The organism is Guptibacillus hwajinpoensis (assembly GCF_005144865.1).
Classification (GTDB): Bacteria; Bacillota; Bacilli; order Bacillales; family Guptibacillaceae; genus Guptibacillus; species Guptibacillus hwajinpoensis_A.
In genome coordinates this window covers 181,109-203,522 of the sequence record NZ_SWFM01000004.1, presented here as the reverse complement: position 1 = coordinate 203,522, position 22,414 = coordinate 181,109, and the positions used below count along the sequence as shown (strand labels likewise).

Sequence of the window (22,414 nt, the reverse complement as noted above, 5' to 3'; positions counted from 1 at the left end):
AAGGTAAGAGGAGGATGGGTGTGGAGCCGAAAACAATTATTGAGAAGATTTGGGATAAACACGTTGTTCATGAAGAAGAAGGTAGCCCGGATCTATTATATATCGATTTGCATCTTGTTCATGAGGTTACTTCACCGCAGGCTTTTGAAGGCCTGCGAATGAATAACCGCCGCGTTAGGAGACCTGATTTAACCTTTGCAACAATGGATCATAATGTTCCAACGATAGCGCGTCATATTATTAATGACCCTGTATCTAAAGTTCAAATGGAGAAACTTGAAGAGAACTGTAATGAATTCGGAGTTGAAATTGCTGATATAAACCATCCGGATCAAGGGATTGTTCACGTTATTGGACCTGAACTTGGTTTAACTCAGCCAGGAAAAACAATTGTTTGTGGCGATAGTCACACGTCAACACACGGTGCGTTTGGTGCCCTTGCTTTTGGAATTGGAACGAGTGAAGTTGAGCATGTGCTTGCTACACAAACGCTGTGGCAATCAAGGCCGAAAACGATTGAAGTACGTGTCAACGGACGTTTAGGGTCAGGTGTTACCGCTAAAGACTTAATCCTCGCTGTAATCGCTAAGTTTGGTGTGAATGCTGGAACGGGTGCGGTCGTTGAATATACTGGAGAAGCGATTCGTAACATGACAATGGAAGAACGTATGACGGTTTGTAATATGTCCATTGAAGCTGGTGCGAAAGCCGGACTAATCAGTCCTGATGAAACAACATTCTCCTACTTGAAAGGGAAAAGACACACTCCTTCAGGAGCCGCGTTTGATGAAGCTGTCGCTGAATGGAAAAAGCTTGCTACAGATCCTGGTGCAGAGTATGACGAAGTGCTTGAGATTGGTGCTGAAGAAATTGAACCACAAGTAACGTGGGGAACGAACCCTTCAATGGGATCTTCTGTATATGCAAGAGTTCCATTTCCTGAAGATTATAAAGATCCAGGTGATCAAAAAGCGATTAAACAAGCACTTGCTTATATGGATCTTAAACCAGGTACACCGATACAAAATATTGAAATTCAATATGTATTCATTGGTTCCTGCACAAATTCTCGTTTGAGTGACCTTCGCTCAGCTGCTGAGATCGTTCGCGGACGAAAAGTTCATGAAGGTGTAACTGCACTAGTTGTACCGGGCTCGAAATCTGTTAAAGATGCTGCTGAAGCTGAAGGTCTTGATACAGTTTTTAAGGATGCAGGATTTGAGTGGCGTGAGGCTGGTTGTAGTATGTGCCTCGCAATGAACGATGATATTGTTCCACCAGGTGAGCGATGTGCCTCAACGTCTAATCGGAATTTTGAAGGACGACAGGGAAATGGAGCGAGAACACATCTGGTTAGTCCAGCGATGGCTGCTGCAGCTGCGATTGAAGGAAGATTTACGGATGCAAGGAAAGTAAAACCGTTAGTAGTGTAAAAGGAGTGAGTAGTCCTGGAACCAATTAATGAATACAAGGGTGTTGTTTATCCCCTTGAACAGGTTAACGTTGATACAGACCAAATTATTCCAAAGCAGTTCTTGAAGCGAATCGAGCGACAGGGCTTCGGACAGTTCCTTTTCTATAACTGGCGATTTGATGATGATGGTCGTCCTAGAAGTGATTTCAATCTAAACGAAGAACAGTATAGAAATGCTACGATCTTAGTAGCAGGGAAGAACTTTGGATGTGGATCGTCAAGAGAACATGCACCGTGGGCGCTACTCGATTATGGATTTAAAGTCGTGATCGCTCCAAGCTTCGCTGACATTTTCTATAACAACTGTGTAAAGAATGGTATTCTACCGATTGCTTTAAATCAAGAGATCATCTCACAACTATTCTCTAAAGCAAGAAACGGTTATGAACTTTTCGTTGAACTAGATAAGCAACAAGTCAGTGATGAGAATGGACCGGTTGCTTCATTTGAAATTGATCCTTACTGGAAAGAGATGCTATTAAATGGATGGGATGAAGTTTCACGAACTCTTTCATTAGAAGATCAAATTAAACTTTATGAAGAAAAACAATTTGTAGGAGAGTGAATGACGTTGGGAATTACCAGGAGAAATATGGCGTCCATGTCGTAAATGCAATGGAAAATCTGCTGCAAGCTGTTCACCGAACACCATTACAGCAGTCAACAACATTAAATGAAATCTCACATAAAGATGTCTTTCTGAAGATGGAGAATTTACAGCGAACAGGTTCCTTCAAAATTCGAGGTGCCTACAATAAGGTATCTATGTTAACGGATATTGAAGCAGCAAGAGGGATTGTTGCAGCATCTGCCGGAAACCATGCTCAGGGAGTCGCTCTTGCTGCAAGTGAACGAGGAATTAAAGCGAAAATTTTCATGCCTGTTCATACCCCAGTTAGTAAAATTGAGGCAACTCGTTCGTACGGTGCAGAAATTGTGCTTGAAGGTGAATCTTACAATGAAGCGTTCAAAGGTGCAGAGCGAGAGCAAAAAGAGCGTGGAGCTACATTTGTTCATGCTTTTGATGACCCGGATGTAATGGCAGGACAAGGTACAGTAGCACTCGAAATGATGCAACAGTGCCCAGATCTCGATACCATTCTTGTTCCAGTTGGAGGCGGTGGCTTACTCGCTGGTATGGCATTAGCTGTTAAGTCGTATTTTCCACACGTGAAAATCATTGGTGTGCAAGCTTCAGAAGCATCTGCGACGTGGAATCGTTTCAAAGGTACTGGACCTAAAGTCCTCCCTTCCGTTCAATCCATTGCAGACGGAATTTCTGTTAAAGAAGCTGGTAAATTAACCTACCCTATCATTGAGCAGCTAGTAGACGACATGGTGACAGTATCAGAAGAGGAGATTGCTACTGCGATCATTTTTATGCTTGAGCGGCATAAAACGCTCGTTGAAGGTGCGGGGGCAGCTTCCTTAGCAGCTATTCTTTGCAAAGCTAATCAGATGAAAAGTCATAGAATTGGCGCAGTTATTAGTGGAGGAAATGCGGATATCGAGAAATTTTCTTCTTACAAAAAACTTGCTGAGCGTGCCAAAACCATCAGAAAAATAAGCTAATGGTTTTCTCAATGCCCGAGTGAACGGAATATTTTAGATTATTGCGACTTTTTGCTCAGTAATTGACAGTCACATAGTCCCATGCTAAAATTCAGTTTAGTACTTAACCACAGTAAAGCAATTAGAATTTTATATCTCTTATTCAGAGAGGTGGAGGGACTGGCCCTATGAAGCCCGGCAACCGTCAAACAACCGTTTGAGAAGGTGCCAATTCCTGCAAAGCGTATGCTTTGAGAAATGAGAGAAAGACATTGTTTATTCCATGCCTTTCTGCTCATAGCAGGAAGGCATTTTTTGTTTTATAAGTGCTAATGCTAAATTATGAAGATAACCATAGAGATTATCTTTTGATATAAGGGAAGTGAGACATGTGATTGAGCTAAAAGGCATTAACAAAACATTTTTCGCGAAATCTGGGAAAGTGGAAGCCGTAAAGAATGTTAACCTTTCAATTGAAAAGGGTGAAATCTTCGGAGTCATCGGATACAGTGGTGCCGGTAAGAGTACGCTCATTCGGATGCTGAATTTACTAGAAAGACCAACAGATGGAACTGTCACGGTGGCTGGGAATAACTTATCCTCTTTAAATGAAAAGAAGCTCCGATTAGCAAGACAGGATATCGGAATGATCTTTCAACACTTTAATATTTTGTGGTCTCGTACAGTAAGAGACAACATTGCGTTTCCGCTTGAAATATCCGGCGTATCAAAGGAAAAGCGTAAAAAGCGTGTCGACGAGTTGATTCAGCTTGTTGGGCTTGAAGGTCGTGAAGATGCTTATCCCTCACAGCTAAGCGGTGGTCAAAAGCAGCGTGTAGGTATCGCAAGGGCTCTTGCGAACAACCCTAAAGTATTGCTGTGTGATGAGGCTACATCTGCACTTGATCCGAAAACAACAGATAGCATTCTCGAGCTATTGACAGAAATCAACAAGAAATTAGGTCTTACCATTGTTCTAATTACTCATGAAATGCACGTGATTCGTAAGATTTGTCATCGTGTCGCTGTAATGGAGAATGGAAATGTTGTTGAAGAAGGATCTGTCCTAGAAGTCTTTCATCATCCAAAGGAACCCATTACAAAGGACTTTGTTAATCAATTGAGTGAACCTGAGGAAATGAAGGAATCGATTGCACATCTGGCAGCAAGTAAAGATGGACAACTTGTCCAGTTCACATTCATTAAAGGAAAGACTGGTTCACCCCTCGTTACAGAGTTGATCCGTAGATATGATATTGAAGTGAACATTATTCAAGGGAAGATCTCACATACGCAAGACGGACCTTACGGAAAATTGTCCGTGTTTATGAAAGGGAAGCAACCTGTCTTAGACGAGGCGCTTGCATATGTTCGCGGGCAAGGTGTTGAAGCGGAGGTGATTTTGAATGACTGAGTCACTATTTCCTAACGTGAATTGGGAAAACATGTGGGAAGCTACACTTCAAACAATGTATATGACAGCCATATCTGTTCTAGCAACGTTTATTCTCGGTATTGCTCTTGGTCTTCTGTTGTTTCTAACAGCTAAAGGAAATATCTGGGAGAATAAACTTGTGAATGGAATTACAGCTGGAATTGTTAACTTGTTCCGATCCATTCCGTTTATCATTCTGATTATATTACTAATCCCATTATCAGTTTATATTATCGGTACGATGCTTGGAGCTAATGCTGCATTACCAGCACTAATTGCTGGGGCAGCACCATTCTATGCAAGAATGGTTGAAATTGCGTTAAGAGAAGTGGATAAGGGAGTTATTGAAGCATCTCAATCTATGGGGGCATCAAATGGTGCAATTGTATTTAAAGTACTGCTTCCTGAGGCAATGCCAGCACTTATTTCTGGTATCACTGTAACAGCAATTGCTCTTGTCAGTTATACGGCAATGGCTGGTGTCGTTGGAGCGGGTGGACTTGGAAACCTTGCATATCTTGAAGGTTTTCAGCGAAACAACCCTGATGTTACGTTAGTTGCTACTGTCTTGATATTAGTTATTGTTGCTATTCTTCAAATTAGTGGAGACTTAACAACAAGAGCAATAGATAAAAGATAAAGAGGAGAAAAGGAGAGATTCAGTTATGAAGAAAATCTTGTCAATGTTGGCTGTCCTTGCTTTAGCGGTACTCGCTGCATGTGGTGCTAACAACAGCAACAGTGAAGGTTCAGGCGAGGGAGAAGATTCGAATAAACTTGTTGTAGGGGCATCAAACATTCCACACGCTGAAATTCTTGAAGAAGCAAAGCCGATTTTGAAAGAAAAAGGTGTAAATCTTGAAATTAAGACGTTTCAAGATTATATTCTTCCAAATAAGACGCTTGCTAATGGCGAATTAGATGCAAACTACTTCCAAACGATTCCTTACATGGAGCTTCAAATGGAAGAGAACGAGAATTATGACTTTGTAAATGCTGGTGGGATTCACATTGAACCAATCGGTGTGTACTCTCAAGATTATAAAAGCTTAGATGAGCTTCCAGAAGGCGCGCAAATTATTATGAGTAACTCTGTTTCTGACCACGGACGTATGCTTTCTCTTCTAGAAGCACAGGGACTTATCACTCTTAAAGATGGTGTGAAAGCAGCAGATGCTACCGTAGAAGATATCGCTGAAAACCCTAAGAATATTGAGTTCAAAACAGATGTTGAAGCATCTCTTCTTCCTCAGATTTATCAGCAAGGTGAAGGCGATGCAGTTATGATCAACACAAACTATGCCATTGATGCGGGCTTGAATCCACAAGAAGATGCAATTGCATTAGAAGATTCTGATTCACCATATGTGAATGTTATCACTGTTAATAAAGGTGACGAAGACAAAGAAGCTGTCAAAACGCTAGTTGAAGTTCTTCGTTCTGAAGAAATTCAGAACTTTATTAAAGAAGAGTATGACGGTGCTGTTGTACCAGTAAACGAATAAAGAACAAAAGGTTCTCCACAAATGTGGAGAACCTTTTTATATGGGGCTAGATTATTTTTCGTATTTAAAAATAGGCTGCATCGCTTTTCTTAATGTATGTGCTGATTGATGGAATTTTTCCTTTTCGTTTGGATCAAGGTCTAGCTCAATTACTTCCCTAATCCCATTGTTATTTACGATTGCAGGAACACCAATGTAAATGTCGTCCTGTCCGTATTCTCCTTGTAGAAGAGTAGATATTGTAAGTATAGAGTTTTCGTTCCGAATGATGGCTTTCGTTAACCTAACAAGGCCCATCGCAATTCCGTAATAGGTAGCACCTTTGCGGTTAATGATATGATAAGCAGCGTCACGTACATTAACGAATAGATTATCGAGTTCTTCTTTTGCTTTTTTATTGTTTTCGATTAGAGAAAGAATAGGTCTACTTCCAATTGTCGTATGACTCCAGATCGGAACTTCGGTATCACCATGCTCTCCGAGAATATACCCGTGAACATTTCTCGAATCCACATTGAAATACTCACCTAATAAGTATCGAAATCTAGCTGTATCAAGTATAGTACCTGAACCAATCACGCGTTCTTTTGGTAGGCCAGAGAACTTCCAAGTTGCATAGGTTAGAGCGTCAACAGGATTAGTGGCCACGATGAAGATTCCGTCAAAACCACTCTTCATCACACTCGAAACGATCTTTTCGAAAATCGCAGTATTCTTATCAATTAGATCAAGTCTGGTCTCCCCAGGAGCCTGGTTAGCACCTGCAGAAATAACAACGATGTCTGCTTCAGTGCAATCTTCGTAATCACCAGCCCAAATCCTCATAGGAGCACCAAAAGGAAGGCCGTGATTCAAGTCTCTCGCTTCACCTTCCGCTTTTTCTTTATTCAAATCGATTAACACGAGTTCATTCACAAGTTCTTGATTTAATAAAGAAAAGACATAGCTTGTTCCAACAAAACCTGTTCCAATAAGTGCTACACGAGTCGTTTTTCCTTCATGCATGAAATCCACTCCTTATTAGGTTTAGTACCAAGGTTATAAGTTCTACCCATTAATTGGGCGGCGCTCACATGGGAACACTCGGTAGTTCTTTTTCTGGAAAGCTCTTTCTGAAAGCAAGTTGTTTTTGAAAGAAGTTTTGTGAAAAAAACACACTTCGCTAATTGGAGCGGAAGGATGCCCGTCCCGCGGAAAGCGAGCATCCTGGAGCAGAAATCCACCACTACCTCTCTATAAAACAGACTCCTTGAAAATTTCATGGATAGCTTAGTTCTTGTCTTCTCATACTAACATGGAATAAATAGAAGGAGGAATGCGTCTTGAAGCAAGAACAAGAATTTAACAATTTCTCAGAAGCGGCGCTGCATGATTATAAAGAAGGACTTGGGATGTTTACTGAGAAAATGCCTCAGCTTGCTAAGAAATATAATGCATTTACAGAAGAGTGTTTTAAAAAAGGTGCAATAAGTCAGAAAGAGAAACAGATGATTGCTCTTGGAATTTCGATTTTTTCACAGGATGAGTATTGTATTATCTACCATACAAAGGGGTGTCTTGATCAGGGATGTTCTGAACAAGAAATTCTTGAAACTGTTGGTGTGACAGCCGCTTTTGGTGGTGGAGCTGCAATGAGTCAGGCGGTTACGCTTGTACAAGAATGTATTAAAGATCTCGATCAAATGACGCATTAAAACACCGGGTTTCTTCTATTATATATGTGGTTCATACAGAAGTTAATGAAATAGGGTGGAATAGGGAGAAAAAATAAGAGATAGAGTTTTTTGTTTATTCAGAACTATCCTCATCCTTCCATAGACATCCTCACCCTTGTAAATGCTGTTTGTAGCTACTAATTCAACGTGGTAAAGTATCTTTGTAAGCAAAAAAGATACTGAAAGGATTGATTCATTATTAGCCCCATGCGGTTAAACCACACACCTGAAATGGAAAAGGCGATGTACCAGTCTCACGGAGTAGGTTATGCGGAGTATAGCCGGAATTTCAATAAACGAATGGAAGTCGAACGAGACCGTGAGATGAATCACCGTCAGAGTCTTAAAATGGTAAGTGAATTCGACCGTAGACTATCTAAATGAATCAGCATCCAGAAAGAACATAACTTGAAAAACCAGTCGACCGACTGGTTTTTTATATTGTGCGAAGTAGTTCATTCATTGTATGGTCTACTATTAAATGGTAGTCTTATCTATGGATATATCTAAAATATTCACCTTTCATTCTCATTCAGGAATAGCGGTAGATCTTGTGGAGAACGCTAGAAAGTATGATCCCCCGGTTCCTTGATATTAGTTTGGATTTGTTATAAAATTAGAATGAAAATAGATTGAGAATGACTCAGCACACATTCCTTGACATACACCTTATAGATACTACAATAAGGAAGGAATAGTATAAACGTTATTGGAGGTATTCACAAATGGCAGCATCAACTCTTAAGATTGAAAATCTTCATGTTTCCATTGAGGGAAAAGAGATTCTTAAAGGATTAAACCTTGAAATAAATGGTGGAGAGATCCACGCAGTAATGGGACCGAACGGTACAGGTAAATCTACCCTCGCGTCAGCTATTATGGGACACCCTAAATACGAAATCACTGAAGGCAGTGTCTTCCTTGATAATGAAGATGTACTTGAAATGGAAGTTGATGAGCGTGCAAAAGCTGGACTCTTCCTTGCTATGCAATACCCAAGTGAAGTAAGCGGCGTAACAAACGCTGATTTCCTTCGTTCTGCAATTAATGCTCGTCGTGAAGAAGGCGATGAAATTTCATTAATGAAATTCATCAAGAAGCTAGACAAGAAAATGGCAGAGCTTGATATGGGTGAAGAATTCGCTCAGCGTTACTTGAATGAAGGTTTCTCTGGCGGTGAGAAGAAGCGTAACGAAATTCTTCAACTTATGATGCTTGAACCAAAAATCGCTGTTCTAGATGAGATTGACTCTGGACTTGATATCGATGCACTTAAAGTTGTATCAAAAGGTGTTAACGCTATGCGTAGCGATGACTTTGGTTGCCTAATCATTACGCACTATCAGCGTCTATTGAACTACATTACACCTGATAAAGTACACGTAATGATGCAAGGTCGAATTGTAAAATCTGGAGGCGCAGAACTAGCTCAGCGTCTTGAGTCAGAAGGTTATGATTGGATTAAACAAGAACTTGGAATTAAAGACGAAACAGTTGGTCAAGAAGCGTAAGCGGTAAGGAGGATGACAATGTCAGTGGATACGAAGATTGCATTCGATCAAGATTACATTAAATCTTTTTCAGAAAGACGCCAGGAACCGAAATGGATGGAATCCCTGCGTTTAAAGGCCTTAGAGAAGTCAGAAAACCTTCCTATGCCAAAGCCTGATAAAACGAAAATCGATAAGTGGAACTTCACTTCATTTAAACACGATGTACCTGCAGACGCTATTTCTTCACTGGATGACCTTCCAAAAGACGTACGTGAACTCGTTGCTAAAGATCAGCAATCAGGTAATCTTCTAGTACATCGTAATTCTACACCTGTTTTTCATCAGCTTTCTGAAGAGCTGAAAGAACAGGGAGTTATTTTCATAGATATTCAAACAGCTCTACAAGAGCACGGTGACCTTGTCGAGAAGTACTTCATGAAAGACGTTATGAAGGTAGACGAGAATCGCCTAACTGCTGTTCATGCAGCACTACTAAATGGAGGAACATTCTTATATGTACCTCGTAATGTTGAAGTAGACGTTCCGGTTCAAGCTCTATACTGGCAGGAAGATCCTGAAGCAGGGCTATTCAATCACGTGATTATTGTTGCTGAAGATAATAGTTCAGTCACATATGTGGAGAACTATCTTTCTTACGGAAATGATGTAGAGTCTGTTGCAAATATCATTGCTGAAGTACACGTAGGACAGAATGCTCGTGTAACGTTTGGGTCTGTTGATAACTTTGCTAAGGGAGTTACAACTTACGTGAATCGTCGTGCGAACGTTGCTCGTGATGGTAAAGTTGACTGGGCACTTGCTCAGATGAACGACGGTAATACGGTATCTACGAACACAACGCACCTAATTGGTGATGGTTCCAACGCTGATTCTAAGACGGTAACAATCGGTCGCGGAGATCAGAAACAGAACTTCACGAATCAGATTATCCACCACGGTAAAAATTCTGAAGGTATGCTACTTGTTCACGGTGTTCAAAAAGATAGTGCAAGTGCGATCTTTAACGGTGTAACAAAGATTGAGCATGGCGCTGCCAAGTCAAACGGTGAGCAAACTCAGCGTGTTCTTATGATGAATGAGAAAGCACGTGGAGATGCTAACCCAATTCTTCTAATCGATGAAGATGATGTTATGGCTGGTCACGCTGCTTCTGTAGGTAAAGTTGATCCAATTCAGCTTTACTACTTGCAAAGTCGCGGGATTTCTCGCCATGAAGCAGAACGTTTGATTATCCACGGTTTCCTTGCACCAGTTATTAACGAACTTCCGATTGAAGGCGTTCGTAAACGTGCGGTTGAGGTTACTGAAGGGAAAGTAAATTAATGATGAATGTCCAGGACATTCGCAAGCAGTTTCCCATTTTACATCAAGAGGTAAATGGGAAACCTCTTGTATACCTTGATAGTGCAGCAACGTCTCAGAAACCAGCTCAAGTGATTGATGCAGTTGAGCGTTACTACAAGGAAATTAATTCAAACGTTCACCGTGGTGTTCATACGCTTGGCACACATGCAACAGATGCCTATGAAGGTGCACGTGAAAAGGTTCGTGAGTTTATTCATGCTTCTTCAACAGAAGAAATCATTTTCACTCGCGGAACAACAACAGCACTTAATATTGTAGCTTCAAGCTATGGACGTGCAAATCTTCAAGAGGGTGATGAAGTTGTCATCACACCGATGGAACATCACAGTAACATCATTCCGTGGCAACAGGTTGTGAAGGCAACAGGAGCCACTCTTAAATATATTCCACTTCAACCAGATGGAACAATTGCACTTGAAGACGTAGAAAAAACGGTAACAGAGAACACCAAAATCGTTTCTGTTATGCAGGTTTCTAACGTTCTTGGAACAATTAACCCGATTAAAGAAATTGCAGCCATTGCTCACCAAAATGGTGCCGTTATGGTCGTAGATGGGGCTCAAAGCACACCACATATGAAGATTGATGTGGAGGATCTCGATTGTGATTTCTTTGCACTTTCGGGACATAAAATGTGTGGACCGACTGGAATTGGTGTTCTTTATGGTAAGAGACAATTACTAGAAGAGATGGATCCGTTTGAATTCGGAGGGGAAATGATTGATTATGTAGGTCTTTATGACTCGACGTGGAAAGATCTTCCCTGGAAGTTCGAAGGGGGTACTCCAATTATTGCAGGTGCAGTAGGTCTCGGAGCAGCAATTGATTTCTTAAATGAAGTTGGAATGGATAATATCCAGCAGCATGAGTCACATCTTGCTAAGTATGCAATGGAGCAGCTATCCACAATCGAAGGCGTAACAATATACGGACCTGAAAAGCGTGCTGGCGTTGTAACCTTCAATAGTGACGAAGTTCATCCACACGATTTGGCTACTGTACTAGACACAGAAGGCATCGCCGTGCGCGCCGGACATCATTGCGCTCAGCCGCTAATGAAGTGGCTTGAAGTATCGGCTACAGCACGTGCTAGCTTCTATCTCTATAACACAGAAGAAGACGTGGATACATTTGTAGCAGGATTACGAAAAGCAAAGGAGTTTTTCGGTAATGTCTTTTAACAATCTAGACCAGTTATATCGACAGGTCATCATGGATCATTATAAGAACCCAAGAAACAAAGGGGAACTTGAAGGAAACGACCTTAAAATAAATATGAATAACCCTACATGTGGAGACACGATTCAACTACAGTTGAAAGTAGATGATGGGAAAATTTCGGATGCGAAGTTTATTGGAGAAGGTTGCTCTATAAGCCTGGCATCTGCGTCAATGATGACACAGTCAGTCAAAGGGCTTGAAGTTGATCAGGCGATGAAGTTGTCTGGAATTTTCTCTGATATGATGCAGGGCAAAGAGTATGACGAAGAAGAATTCGATCTTGGTGATATTGAAGCACTTCAAGGCGTTTCGAAATTTCCTGCTCGAATTAAATGTGCAACACTCTCTTGGAAAGCAATGGAGAAAGGTTTCAAGGAACAGGGTGAGGCTTAACTCGCTTCCAGGTGTTGTCATCGTTTCTTTTTCATACTAGAATGGTTGAAAGAGAACAACAGCCAAACACTGACATGTGTAATGTCAAGGAGGGAAATATAATGGCTAAAAAAATGCCTGAAGTTGGCGAATACCAGTATGGTTTTAGTGATAAAGACGTTTCAATTTTCCGCTCAGAGCGTGGGTTAACTCCTGAAATCGTTAAAGAAATTTCTCGTATGAAGGATGAGCCTAAATGGATGCTTGATTTTCGTTTGAAATCGCTAGAGCATTTCTACAGCATGCCAATGCCTCAGTGGGGCGGTAATCTTGCTGATCTTGATTTCGATGAAATTACGTACTACGTAAAGCCTTCTGAGAAGTCTGAGCGATCTTGGGATGAAGTACCAGAGGAAATCAAAGCAACATTTGATAAGCTTGGTATCCCAGAAGCAGAACAAAAATACCTTGCAGGTGTTTCTGCACAGTATGAATCTGAAGTTGTTTACCACAACATGCAAGAAGATCTTGAGAATATGGGTATTATTTTCAAAGATACAGATACTGCTCTTAAAGAAAACGAAGACCTTTTCAAAGAGTATTTCGCGAAAACAATTCCTGCAACGGACAATAAGTTCTCAGCTCTTAACTCTGCTGTATGGTCTGGTGGGTCGTTCATCTACGTTCCTAAAGGTGTTAAAGTAGATACGCCTCTTCAAGCGTATTTCCGTATTAACTCTGAAAATATGGGACAGTTTGAGCGTACGCTTATTATTGCAGACGAAGGTTCTTCTGTTCATTACGTTGAAGGGTGTACTGCACCTGTTTATACAACAAACTCTCTACACAGTGCTGTTGTTGAGATCATCGTTAAGAAAGACGCATACTGCCGTTATACAACGATTCAGAACTGGGCTAACAATGTGTTTAACCTTGTTACGAAGCGTGCTGTTGCGGAAGAAAATGCAACGATGGAATGGATCGATGGTAACATTGGTTCCAAACTTACGATGAAGTATCCAGCTGTTGTCTTGAAAGGTGAAGGCGCACGAGGCATGACCCTTTCAATCGCTCTTGCGGGTAAAGGACAGCACCAGGATGCAGGAGCTAAGATGATTCACTTAGCACCTAACACATCTTCAACAATCGTATCGAAATCCATTTCGAAGCAAGGCGGTAAAGTAACATACCGTGGTATCGTACACTTTGGCCGTAAAGCTGAAGGCGCTCGTTCGAACGTTGAGTGCGATACGCTCATTATGGATAACGAGTCAACTTCTGATACAATTCCTTACAACGAAATCCTTAACGATAACATTTCACTTGAACACGAAGCGAAAGTATCGAAGGTTTCGGAAGAACAGCTCTTCTACTTGATGAGCCGCGGTGTATCTGAAGAAGAAGCAACTGAAATGATTGTAATGGGCTTTATCGAGCCATTTACGAAAGAACTTCCTATGGAATATGCGGTTGAAATGAACCGTCTCATTAAATTTGAGATGGAAGGTTCAATCGGTTAAGCACTATTATGAAACGAACCGGATTTTCCGGTTCGTTTTTTTGTATTCGGGAATAGATGATTATCTTGAATGAAGCTTACTGGAAGGCTCTTTTCTAAAAGATTGTTGTTTTAAAAGAGGTTTTGAAAACACACACACTTCGACGTTGATTGGAGCGGAAGGTGCTCGACTCCTGCGGGATAAGCGGGACAGGTGAGACCCCACAGGAGCGTAAGCGACGAGGAGGCTCACCGCCCGCCCCGCGGAAAGCGAGCATCCTGAAGCGGAAATCAACCACTCCTTTTATAGCAACAATGTTTTTAAAAGAGCATTTTGGAAAGGCTCTTTTGCTTCTTCCTTGCTATTTTCTTACCTTCACATGAAAATAGAAGTAGAAGTATTTTAGTTATAACGACTACCGATTGAATGATTTCGGATGTTCCATCGAAGATGAAAGGAAGGATTGCATGATATACATAGGCGTTACAGGATGGGGCGATCATGATAATTTATATCCACCTGGAGTCAAAAGCAATGAGAAGCTTTCAATATATGGTTCCCATTTTCCAATTGTTGAAGTAGATTCATCTTTCTATGCTGTTCAGCCTACAAGGAATTTTCAGAAGTGGGCGGATGAAACACCTGAAAGTTTTCGTTTTGTAGTGAAGGCTTATCAGGGTATGACAGGTCATCAACGTGGAGATGTACCGTTCGATACAAGAGAAGAAATGTTCCAAGCTTTTATAGATTCTCTGACTCCTATTCAGAAAGCAGGTAAGCTTGCGATGGTGCTGTTTCAGTTTCCACCGTGGTTTGATGTGAATAAGGAGAACGTGGACATATTAAGAGACTGTAAGCGACGAATGGGGGACATTCCTTGTGCAGTAGAATTTCGTCATCAATCCTGGTATCATGAAGCTTTCTATGAAAAAACGCTTCGTTTTCTCGAAGAACAGGGATTTATCCACACAATTTGCGATGAGCCACAGGCAGGAGAAGGATCTGTTCCTCTCGTTATGGAAACGATTAATTCGAATCAAGTCCTCGTACGTTTACATGGACGAAATGTGAATGGATGGACAAATCCAGGCAATCGCCATAATTGGAGAGACGTTCGTTATTTGTACGATTACAACCATAAAGAGTTAATGGAATGGAAAGAGCGTATTCGCCAGTTGGAAGAAAAATGTGAGAATGTCATTATATTATTTAACAATAATTCAGGTGGTCATGCTGCAGGTAATGCGAAGAAGATGATTCAAATGCTTGATATAGAGTATACAAATCTAAATCCGAAGCAACTTGATCTTTTTGAAGAATAAGGAGATTTTAAGATGATAACCTGGATTTTATTAGTTCTTATTGGTCTGGCTGCCGGTACAATCGGTAGTCTTGTTGGTCTTGGTGGTGGTATTATAATCGTCCCAGTACTTCTCATCATTGATCAATACACAAATTGGCTACCGCCTTTATCTCCTCAATTAATTGTAGGAAGTTCGATCGTTGTACTTGTTGCAATTGGACTTTCATCTACATTAGCATATATGAAGAAGAAAAGTGTGGATTATAAAAGTGGAGCGCTCTTCTTTCTAGGAAGTGGACCAGGAGCCATTTTGGGAGCCTGGTTAAATAAATTTATTGAAGTAGATTATTTTTCTATCTATTTTGGGGTATTTATGGTGCTTGTTTCCATATTATTAATGATAAGGAATCGTTTACGCCCAATGAAATTGAATGGACAATTCACACGTTCTTTTACTAATTCTGAAGGTAAGAAAGAAACCTATCAATTTTCAGCTCCTGCAGCGGTCGTGGTTTCGTTCTTTGTAGGAGTTATCTCAGGATTGTTTGGAATTGGTGGAGGGTCCTTAATGGTTCCTGCGATGATCTTGCTATTTGGCTTCCCTATGACGGTGGCAGTCGCAACTTCAATGTTTATGATCTTCCTTTCAAGCATAACGGGTACACTTACCCATCTAGCACTTGGAAACGTGGAAGGCTTTCTCTTAATTGGATTAGTTCCAGGAGCGTGGGTTGGAGCCAAGTTAGGAGCATATATTAATCAAAAGCTATCAGACCAGACCGTTGTAGTTATTTTACGATGGATGTTAATCATTGTTGGAATTCGACTGATCTTTCAGGGAACTATGGGGTAGGAAAGGAAGATTGACTTGACTTGTAAAACACTAAATATCTATTATACAAATGATCTTCATAGTCACTTTGAGAACTGGTCTAAAGTGTCTTCTTTTCTCAAAGAGAAAAAGAGGATGCATGAACTCCAGGGAACACCTTACTTACTTCTTGATCTTGGTGACCATTCTGATAAAGTCCATCCAATCACAGAAGGAACGGTTGGGAAGGGGAATGTGCAGTTACTCAATGATCTTCAATATGACTATGCTACGATCGGAAACAATGAAGGAATTACGTTCTCTAAGAAGGAACTTGAGGAATTATATACAGAAGCAGAGTTCGAAGTGATTGTATCCAATCTCTATCATCAAGATGGTACAAGGCCTTCGTGGGCAATTCCATATAAAATTCATGAACTGAGTGGTGTAAAGGTAGGTATCATAGGGATTACAATCCCGTATGAGCAGTTCTATTCTCTTCTAGGATGGACAATCGATTCACCTTATAACTACCTTCAGGAGCTTGTGAATGACGTTCGAGAGGAATCTGACGTTGTTATTCTTATGTCTCATATGGGGCTAGGGAATGACGAGCAATTAGCAAGAGAGATGACAGGGATTGATGTCATCATCGGTGCTCATACTCATCATGTTCTAAAGCACGGTGTTGTTGTAAATGATACTCTCATTACCCAGGCCGGAAAAAACGGCAACTATGTTGGGGAAGTAACGATTTCTTACGATATAGAACGTGAATATGTTCTTGAAAAAGAAGCATATGCTGTGTCTGTTCGTAATCGTAAAGAAGACGATCCTACACGAAAAAGCATCCAACATTTGAGTATTAAAGCACAAAACCTTTTAGACGAAGTAGTCTGTCGACTGGAACAACCGCTAGAAGCTGAGTGGTTTAAACGATCCGTATTACCCGATGAATTGGCCGCAGCCTTAAGAGAGTGGTGTCATGCTGATATCGGTATGATTAACTCTGGTATGCTACTTGATGGGCTTTCTGAAGGCAACATTTCTCGCGAAAACATTCATCGTATTTGTCCGCATCCGGTTAATCCTTGTAAAGTAATCCTCAAAGGTAGTGAGCTTCGAGAAATTATTTCCTACGCTATGACAGATGACATTGTGAATCTAAGTTTTAAGGGGCTTGGCTTTCGAGGAGAAGTAATGGGTATTATGGCGTTTGATGGCTTAGAAGTAAAAACTGTTTTAATGGAAGATGGTCTTCAACATGTAACGGACATTCTCCATAATGGCCAGCAGCTAGCATCTGATGAAGAATATGCTGTGGCTACAGCTGATATGTTTACGTTTGGGAAATTCTATCCTCAGATGAAGCATGCCAAAAAGAAATACTATTTACCTGAAATGCTAAGGGATCTTCTTGCATGGAGACTTGAGAACAGATACTAGAAATTTTCATATAGATATAGTGATAATCATTCAAGTCAGGAGGCGAGAATGAAGTGATTACTATGTCACCGATCATGATTGACGGTCATCCTTTTACAGCTGTTAGTATGCAGCTTCCGAAAACGAATTTTCTTGCGGTTATGAATGAGAATGGATATATCATGTGCGGAGCACTTGATGTGGCCTTACTTAACGAGAAATTGAGTGACCGGAAGATTATTGCAGGAAGAGCTGTAGGTGTAAGGACGATCGAACAGCTGCTAGATGCTCCACTTGAGTCTGTTACACATGAAGCTGTAGCGAGGGGCATTACAGTTGGTACAATAGGCAGAGATGCCATGCTTAAAATGATGTGAAAGAAGTCGTAGCAGTGCTACGGCTTCTTTCTTTTACTCCGGAAGACACTTTGTGCTATGGAAACGGCATTCTGGGGAAATTGTCCATACTTCTCTCCTTCTTGGCATATACATGAAGAAGAGAAGGGAGGGTTCATGTTTGTTTCGAACTCGTAGAAAATTCTTTAGAAAGGGACCACTTCCCTTTCGATATGTTTTTATCATCTCCTTCATCCTTTTCGTATTCATGACCGTACAGGGGTTATGGGTTGTTGAAAAGGGAATCAAACCTACTCTCATTGAGATTGCAAGGACAGAGACAAATCGAATCGCTACACTTGCAATTAACCAGGCGATCAATCAAAAGATTGTAGAAGAAGTAGATAATTACCAGGAAACGCTTATAACAGAAGTGAAAGATGATCAAGGCAAAGTTGTGCTTGTTCAGATTAACCAAAGAGCAGTAAGTCAGGTTCTCGCTCAATCGACGGATAAAGTTCAAAAGTTCTTAAAAAGCGTTGAAGACGGTAAGATCGATTATTGGGCAGAACAAAATGGTGTTGATCTTAAAGTAGATGAAGATACGCCTGTAAACACGGGAATAATACATTATATTCCAATTGGTCAGGCTTTTAACAATACGCTACTCGCAAACTTTGGACCAAAAGTTCCAGTTCGTTTCACTGCCATTGGAGAAGTAAAGTCAGATATTAAACATAAGATTGAGCCGGTAGGGATCAATAATATCTGGGTGGATATTCGTGTTCACATCGAAGTGAATGTTAAAATCGTTATTCCTTTTGCGAGCGATTCTGATGTCGTCACGACGGATATACCTGTTATTGCAACAATAATTAAAGGGGATGTTCCTAACTTTTATAACAACGGATCTGGAGAAGGTGCTCCAAATCCATCGATTGATATGAAAGACATGGAATAATTTCTAATTGCAGAAAGGAGTAAGATAAGGTATACTTTTAAACTGAACTTAATATCGTTCCTTATCTTTTACGATGAGGTAGAGGAGCAGATCCTCATTAGTACGTGTTGGGAGAATGACACCAATGATCAGCATCGAAAGGGAGATCTGCCGAAGCAATAATAATTGTCACGTTATTTTTGTTGGGGCGGCATTGAATAAATGTCGAACTGTCATTATGAGTCTAACTTATAATGGTGAACTACTGATCGGGGTGGACACTTAACATTGACTCGGTGAAGCGAGCAATGATAGGACCAATCCTATCATTGCTCGTTTTTTTGTGCTCTTATATTGGTTATCTATATAACAGGTACAGTAAATTGAACAATGATGGCTTGCATCATTCAGAATTTAATGAAGAACGCTTTATGAGCCCACCCCTATCGCAATCTAATATTAAATATAAGGAGGGTTTCCGTGGAAAACTCATTTTTATCTATTATTCCACCGCTTGTTGCATTACTAATGGTAGTCGTGACAAGGAAAGTGCTCCCGTCTCTAGGAGTAGGTATTATTCTTGGTGCACTTATGATCAATAATTGGAGTGTTACAGCATCCATTAAGGAAATTTATACAATTGTTAAAGGTATTATTGTTGATACTGAAAGCGGTGGTTTAAATACTTGGAATATGTACATTATTTTCTTCTTACTATTACTTGGTATGATGACCGCCTTTATCTCCATTTCAGGAGGTAGCCGTGCTTTTGGTGAGTGGGCAATGAAGCGCGTGAAAACAAGAGTAGGTGCTCAAGTTGTCACAGCCATTTTCGGAGTTATTATTTTCATCGACGATTACTTTAACTCTCTTGCCGTAGGGAACGTTAGTAGACCAATAACGGACAGGCATAAAGTATCTAGAGCGAAGCTTGCTTACATTATTGATTCTACTGCTGCACCTATGTGTATCATTTCTCCGATTTCTAGCTGGGGAGCTTATATCATTGCCCTCATTGGAGGAGTGCTAGCTACACACAGTATTACCGGCGTTGGGGCACTTGAAGCATTCATGAGAATGGTTCCAATGAACCTATATGCGCTATTCGCTCTAGCAATGGTTTTCTTTGTAAGCTATTTCGATATTAACCTTAAGGCTATGAAAGTACATGAGGACCGTGCTCAAACATCAGGAGAAGTTCTTGATCCAGAGAAGGGTGCGGTACCTGGCGAAACGACTGGACTACCGGAAAGTGACAAAGGTAGCGTTGCTGATCTTGCTTGGCCAATTATTATGCTAATTGCAGGAACAGTTACCTTTATGATTGTGACTGGTATCCAGGCTGTAAGTGGAACTGATACAGCAGTTACGGTACTATCTATTTTTGAAAACACGGATGTTGCTACTTCGCTTCTTTATGGAGGATTAATTGGTCTTGCAACATCACTTATTTTCTTCTTCATGAAGCGCATGGGAGGAGCTGTTCTAGGTAAAGGAATTTGGGAAGGGATTAAGTCTATGCTTCCAGCAGTTTATATTCTTTTCTTTGCTTGGACCCTCATTGAAATTATTGGGTCTCTAGGGACAGGCCAATATTTAGCTGGACTTGTTAATGAGCACATTGTGATTGGATTCTTGCCTGCGATCCTATTTCTACTTGCAGGGGTTATGGCGTTTGCAACTGGAACATCATGGGGAACGTTTGGCATCATGCTACCAATAGCAGGTGAGATTGCTGCTGCAACTGATCCTACCTTCATGCTTCCTGTTCTTGCAGCTGTACTTGCAGGTGCCGTTTTTGGAGATCATTGTTCACCGATTTCTGATACAACGATTCTTTCTTCAACAGGTGCAGGAAGCCATCATATCGACCATGTCATGACACAGCTACCTTATGCGTTACTTGTCGCTGGCATATCGTTACTTGGTTACCTTGTACTTGGATTTACAGGAAGCTCAATTCTTGGCTTAGTTGCTACAGCTATCCTTTTTGGAATATTGGTCTTTATGCTGAAAACAAAATATGCCAATCGACCAGTTGAAGTAGCTAAAAATTAAAAAGCAGGGGGGACATTCCTCCTGCTTTTTTATATGGATTCACAAAAAAGTGTAGATTTTTATCAAAAAATGGACGATTTATACCAAAAAAGAGAAAAGATTGTTTTGACATGGTCATTCGTACTAGATATACTATAAACAAAATAATCTGAATTTACTTAAAAGTCACAACCTTTTTCTGGAAGGAGGCTTGTAGTGAAAAAAGGTTTAATTTGTCTAAGGGGGTAATTTATTTGGAAAATCGTGCGCAATGGGGATCAAGAGCTGGTTTTATTCTAGCTGCTGTTGGTTCAGCTATAGGTCTAGGGAATATATGGAGATTTCCAGCTGTTGCTTATGACAACGGTGGTGGGGCATTTTTTATACCTTATTTATTTGCATTACTTACAGCTGGTATCCCGATCTTAATTCTGGAATTCACAATTGGCCATAAATTCCGAGGCTCTGCACCACTCTCATTCTTTAGAATGAACAAAAAAATGGAATGGCTCGGTTGGTGGGGCGTTATCGTAGCCTTCGTAATCTCGACGTATTATGCCGTTATTATTGCATGGGCCATTTCTTATAGCTATTTTGCTTTTAATCAAACGTGGGGATCAGATACAGAAGGATTCCTTTTCAATGAGTATTTAAAATTAACAGTTTCTCCTGGAGAAACAGGGAGCATCGTTCCTGGCGTTTTCATTCCTCTAATTGCAGTTTGGGTTATCACACTTGGTATTCTTCTAGCTGGAGTTAAAAAAGGAGTTGAACGTGCGAATAAAATCTTCATTCCTACATTGATTGTTCTTTTCTTAATCATCGTTATTCGAGCAGTGACATTACCGGGAGCTGCTGAAGGTCTAAATGCCTTCTTCACACCTAATTTTGACAGCATTACTTCAGGTAGCGTTTGGGTTGCAGCATACGGACAAATTTTCTTCAGTTTATCGATTGCTTTTGCTATTATGATTACTTATTCTAGTTATTTACCTAAGAAATCAGATATCACAAATAATGCGTTTATTACTGGTTTCGGTAACTCAGCGTTTGAGCTTCTAGCAGGTATTGGGGTATTCTCAGCACTTGGATTTATGGCTCAGCAGCAGGGACTTAGTGTTGGTGAAGTTGTGAGTGGGGGAGTTGGACTAGCTTTCGTCGTCTTCCCACAAATTATCAATGAGTTCCCAGCGTTAAATGGTTTGTTCGGATTCTTATTCTTTGCATCACTCGTGCTTGCGGGATTGTCTTCCCTTATTTCCATTTCTGAAACGTACGTTGCAGGAGTTTCGGAGAAATTTGGAATTTCTCGTACAAAGGCAGTCTTGATTGGTGGGGGAGTTGCTTCACTGATTTCAATTCTTTTCGCTACACAGGGCGGACTATTCTTCCTAGACGCAGCGGATTACTTTATTAACCAATTCGGAATTGCATTTGTAGGACTTGTTGAAGTGATTGTTGTGGCATGGGTGCTTCGTGAGCTAAACGATTTAGAAGCACATGCGAACGCGATTTCTGATATTCCTTTGAATTTCTGGTGGAAAGCATGTCTTAGTGTAATTACTCCACTTGTCCTTGGATACATGATGTTTGATCTTTTCAAAACAAACCTTCTTCGTCAGTTCGATACGGCATCTGGTAACTACGGAGATTACTCAAATGGCTTTATTCTTTACAGCGGTTGGTTTGTTGCTGCATTCGCAATCCTAGTTGGAATTCTATTCAGCTTGAAGAAATGGGATGCAAAGGTCGAGCAGGAAAAGTACAAGGAGGTAAGTTAATATGGGCGGAAGTGCAATTTTCATGATGATTGTTGGTATGGTTATTATCTGGGGAGGTCTTGCAGCGAGTATTCTCAATGCTGTAAGAGTATCGAAAAAACAATAAAAAAAGAAAGAGGGACTAACACTGT

General features: G+C 40.6%; 21 protein-coding genes and 2 riboswitches. Of the genes, 20 read left to right on the top strand and 1 reads right to left on the bottom strand.

Going from position 1 to position 22,414, the window contains the following annotated elements:
- Positions 1 to 20: 20 nt before the first annotated feature.
- From leuC to FBF83_RS15090, 6 genes are all read left to right on the top strand, one after another.
- The gene (leuC, locus tag FBF83_RS15115; RefSeq protein WP_420875138.1) at positions 21 to 1,433 is read left to right on the top strand and encodes a 3-isopropylmalate dehydratase large subunit; all 1,413 of its coding nucleotides are present in this window, start codon (positions 21 to 23) and stop codon (positions 1,431 to 1,433) included.
- A 15-nt stretch (positions 1,434 to 1,448) separates the two neighbouring features.
- Positions 1,449 to 2,039, top strand: coding sequence for a 3-isopropylmalate dehydratase small subunit (gene leuD / locus FBF83_RS15110; RefSeq protein WP_136947988.1), 591 nt, complete (start codon positions 1,449 to 1,451; stop codon positions 2,037 to 2,039).
- Complete coding sequence (gene ilvA, locus FBF83_RS15105; protein ID WP_240688114.1) at positions 2,036 to 3,046, top strand: threonine ammonia-lyase; 1,011 nt, start codon at positions 2,036 to 2,038, stop codon at positions 3,044 to 3,046. The genes leuD and ilvA overlap by 4 nt, the downstream gene beginning before the upstream one ends.
- A 135-nt stretch (positions 3,047 to 3,181) precedes the next feature.
- Positions 3,182 to 3,290: riboswitch (SAM riboswitch) on the top strand.
- A gap of 126 nt (positions 3,291 to 3,416) precedes the next feature.
- Positions 3,417 to 4,439 carry a methionine ABC transporter ATP-binding protein gene (locus FBF83_RS15100; RefSeq protein ID WP_136947987.1) on the top strand — a complete coding sequence of 341 codons (1,023 nt, stop codon included), beginning with the start codon at positions 3,417 to 3,419 and terminating at the stop codon, positions 4,437 to 4,439.
- Positions 4,432 to 5,100 (top strand): methionine ABC transporter permease, encoded by a 669-nt coding sequence (locus FBF83_RS15095; protein WP_136947986.1) that lies wholly within the window; start codon positions 4,432 to 4,434, stop codon positions 5,098 to 5,100. The genes FBF83_RS15100 and FBF83_RS15095 overlap by 8 nt, the downstream gene beginning before the upstream one ends.
- A 25-nt stretch (positions 5,101 to 5,125) precedes the next feature.
- Positions 5,126 to 5,965: a MetQ/NlpA family ABC transporter substrate-binding protein gene (locus FBF83_RS15090; protein ID WP_136947985.1), complete on the top strand. Its 840-nt coding sequence runs from the start codon at positions 5,126 to 5,128 to the stop codon at positions 5,963 to 5,965.
- 51 nt (positions 5,966 to 6,016) lie between these two features.
- On the opposite strand, the gene FBF83_RS15085 is transcribed toward FBF83_RS15090, so the two are convergent.
- On the bottom strand, positions 6,017 to 6,970 hold the full coding sequence (locus FBF83_RS15085; RefSeq protein ID WP_136947984.1) for an L-lactate dehydrogenase: 954 nt from the start codon (positions 6,968 to 6,970) through the stop codon (positions 6,017 to 6,019).
- A 386-nt stretch (positions 6,971 to 7,356) separates the two neighbouring features.
- On the opposite strand from FBF83_RS15085, the gene FBF83_RS15080 reads away from it, so the two are divergent.
- The 14 genes from FBF83_RS15080 (at position 7,357) to FBF83_RS15010 (ending at position 22,389) form a co-directional block, all read left to right on the top strand.
- Positions 7,357 to 7,659 (top strand): carboxymuconolactone decarboxylase family protein, encoded by a 303-nt coding sequence (locus tag FBF83_RS15080; protein WP_136948075.1) that lies wholly within the window; start codon positions 7,357 to 7,359, stop codon positions 7,657 to 7,659.
- Positions 7,660 to 8,405: 746 nt separating this feature from the next.
- The gene (gene sufC, locus FBF83_RS15075; protein ID WP_048311960.1) at positions 8,406 to 9,191 is read left to right on the top strand and encodes a Fe-S cluster assembly ATPase SufC; all 786 of its coding nucleotides are present in this window, start codon (positions 8,406 to 8,408) and stop codon (positions 9,189 to 9,191) included.
- An 18-nt stretch (positions 9,192 to 9,209) separates the two neighbouring features.
- Positions 9,210 to 10,517 carry a Fe-S cluster assembly protein SufD gene (sufD, locus tag FBF83_RS15070; RefSeq protein ID WP_136947983.1) on the top strand — a complete coding sequence of 436 codons (1,308 nt, stop codon included), beginning with the start codon at positions 9,210 to 9,212 and terminating at the stop codon, positions 10,515 to 10,517.
- Between the two features lie 2 nt (positions 10,518 to 10,519).
- The gene (locus FBF83_RS15065; RefSeq protein ID WP_136948074.1) at positions 10,520 to 11,740 is read left to right on the top strand and encodes a cysteine desulfurase; all 1,221 of its coding nucleotides are present in this window, start codon (positions 10,520 to 10,522) and stop codon (positions 11,738 to 11,740) included.
- Entirely contained in the window at positions 11,730 to 12,173 is a 444-nt protein-coding gene (gene sufU, locus FBF83_RS15060; protein ID WP_048311964.1) for a Fe-S cluster assembly sulfur transfer protein SufU, read from the top strand. The genes FBF83_RS15065 and sufU overlap by 11 nt, the downstream gene beginning before the upstream one ends.
- A 101-nt stretch (positions 12,174 to 12,274) precedes the next feature.
- Positions 12,275 to 13,672 (top strand): Fe-S cluster assembly protein SufB, encoded by a 1,398-nt coding sequence (gene sufB / locus FBF83_RS15055; RefSeq protein ID WP_136947982.1) that lies wholly within the window; start codon positions 12,275 to 12,277, stop codon positions 13,670 to 13,672.
- Between the two features lie 446 nt (positions 13,673 to 14,118).
- Positions 14,119 to 14,973, top strand: coding sequence for a DUF72 domain-containing protein (locus FBF83_RS15045; protein ID WP_136947980.1), 855 nt, complete (start codon positions 14,119 to 14,121; stop codon positions 14,971 to 14,973).
- Between the two features lie 15 nt (positions 14,974 to 14,988).
- Positions 14,989 to 15,807 carry a sulfite exporter TauE/SafE family protein gene (locus FBF83_RS15040; protein ID WP_136948073.1) on the top strand — a complete coding sequence of 273 codons (819 nt, stop codon included), beginning with the start codon at positions 14,989 to 14,991 and terminating at the stop codon, positions 15,805 to 15,807.
- 15 nt (positions 15,808 to 15,822) lie between these two features.
- Positions 15,823 to 17,211, top strand: coding sequence for a bifunctional metallophosphatase/5'-nucleotidase (locus FBF83_RS15035; RefSeq protein WP_169525517.1), 1,389 nt, complete (start codon positions 15,823 to 15,825; stop codon positions 17,209 to 17,211).
- A 62-nt stretch (positions 17,212 to 17,273) separates the two neighbouring features.
- The gene (locus tag FBF83_RS15030; RefSeq protein ID WP_211201520.1) at positions 17,274 to 17,567 is read left to right on the top strand and encodes a YunC family protein; all 294 of its coding nucleotides are present in this window, start codon (positions 17,274 to 17,276) and stop codon (positions 17,565 to 17,567) included.
- A gap of 139 nt (positions 17,568 to 17,706) precedes the next feature.
- The gene (gene yunB / locus FBF83_RS15025; RefSeq protein ID WP_169525514.1) at positions 17,707 to 18,486 is read left to right on the top strand and encodes a sporulation protein YunB; all 780 of its coding nucleotides are present in this window, start codon (positions 17,707 to 17,709) and stop codon (positions 18,484 to 18,486) included.
- A gap of 71 nt (positions 18,487 to 18,557) precedes the next feature.
- Positions 18,558 to 18,738: riboswitch (Lysine riboswitch) on the top strand.
- Between the two features lie 207 nt (positions 18,739 to 18,945).
- Positions 18,946 to 20,523 (top strand): Na+/H+ antiporter NhaC family protein, encoded by a 1,578-nt coding sequence (locus FBF83_RS15020; protein ID WP_136947976.1) that lies wholly within the window; start codon positions 18,946 to 18,948, stop codon positions 20,521 to 20,523.
- 233 nt (positions 20,524 to 20,756) lie between these two features.
- The gene (locus FBF83_RS15015) at positions 20,757 to 22,283 is read left to right on the top strand and encodes a sodium-dependent transporter (protein ID WP_136947975.1); all 1,527 of its coding nucleotides are present in this window, start codon (positions 20,757 to 20,759) and stop codon (positions 22,281 to 22,283) included.
- A 1-nt stretch (position 22,284) separates the two neighbouring features.
- A complete protein-coding gene (locus FBF83_RS15010) occupies positions 22,285 to 22,389 on the top strand; it encodes a methionine/alanine import family NSS transporter small subunit (protein ID WP_098444849.1) in 105 nt (34 codons plus the stop codon).
- Positions 22,390 to 22,414: the final 25 nt, after the last annotated feature.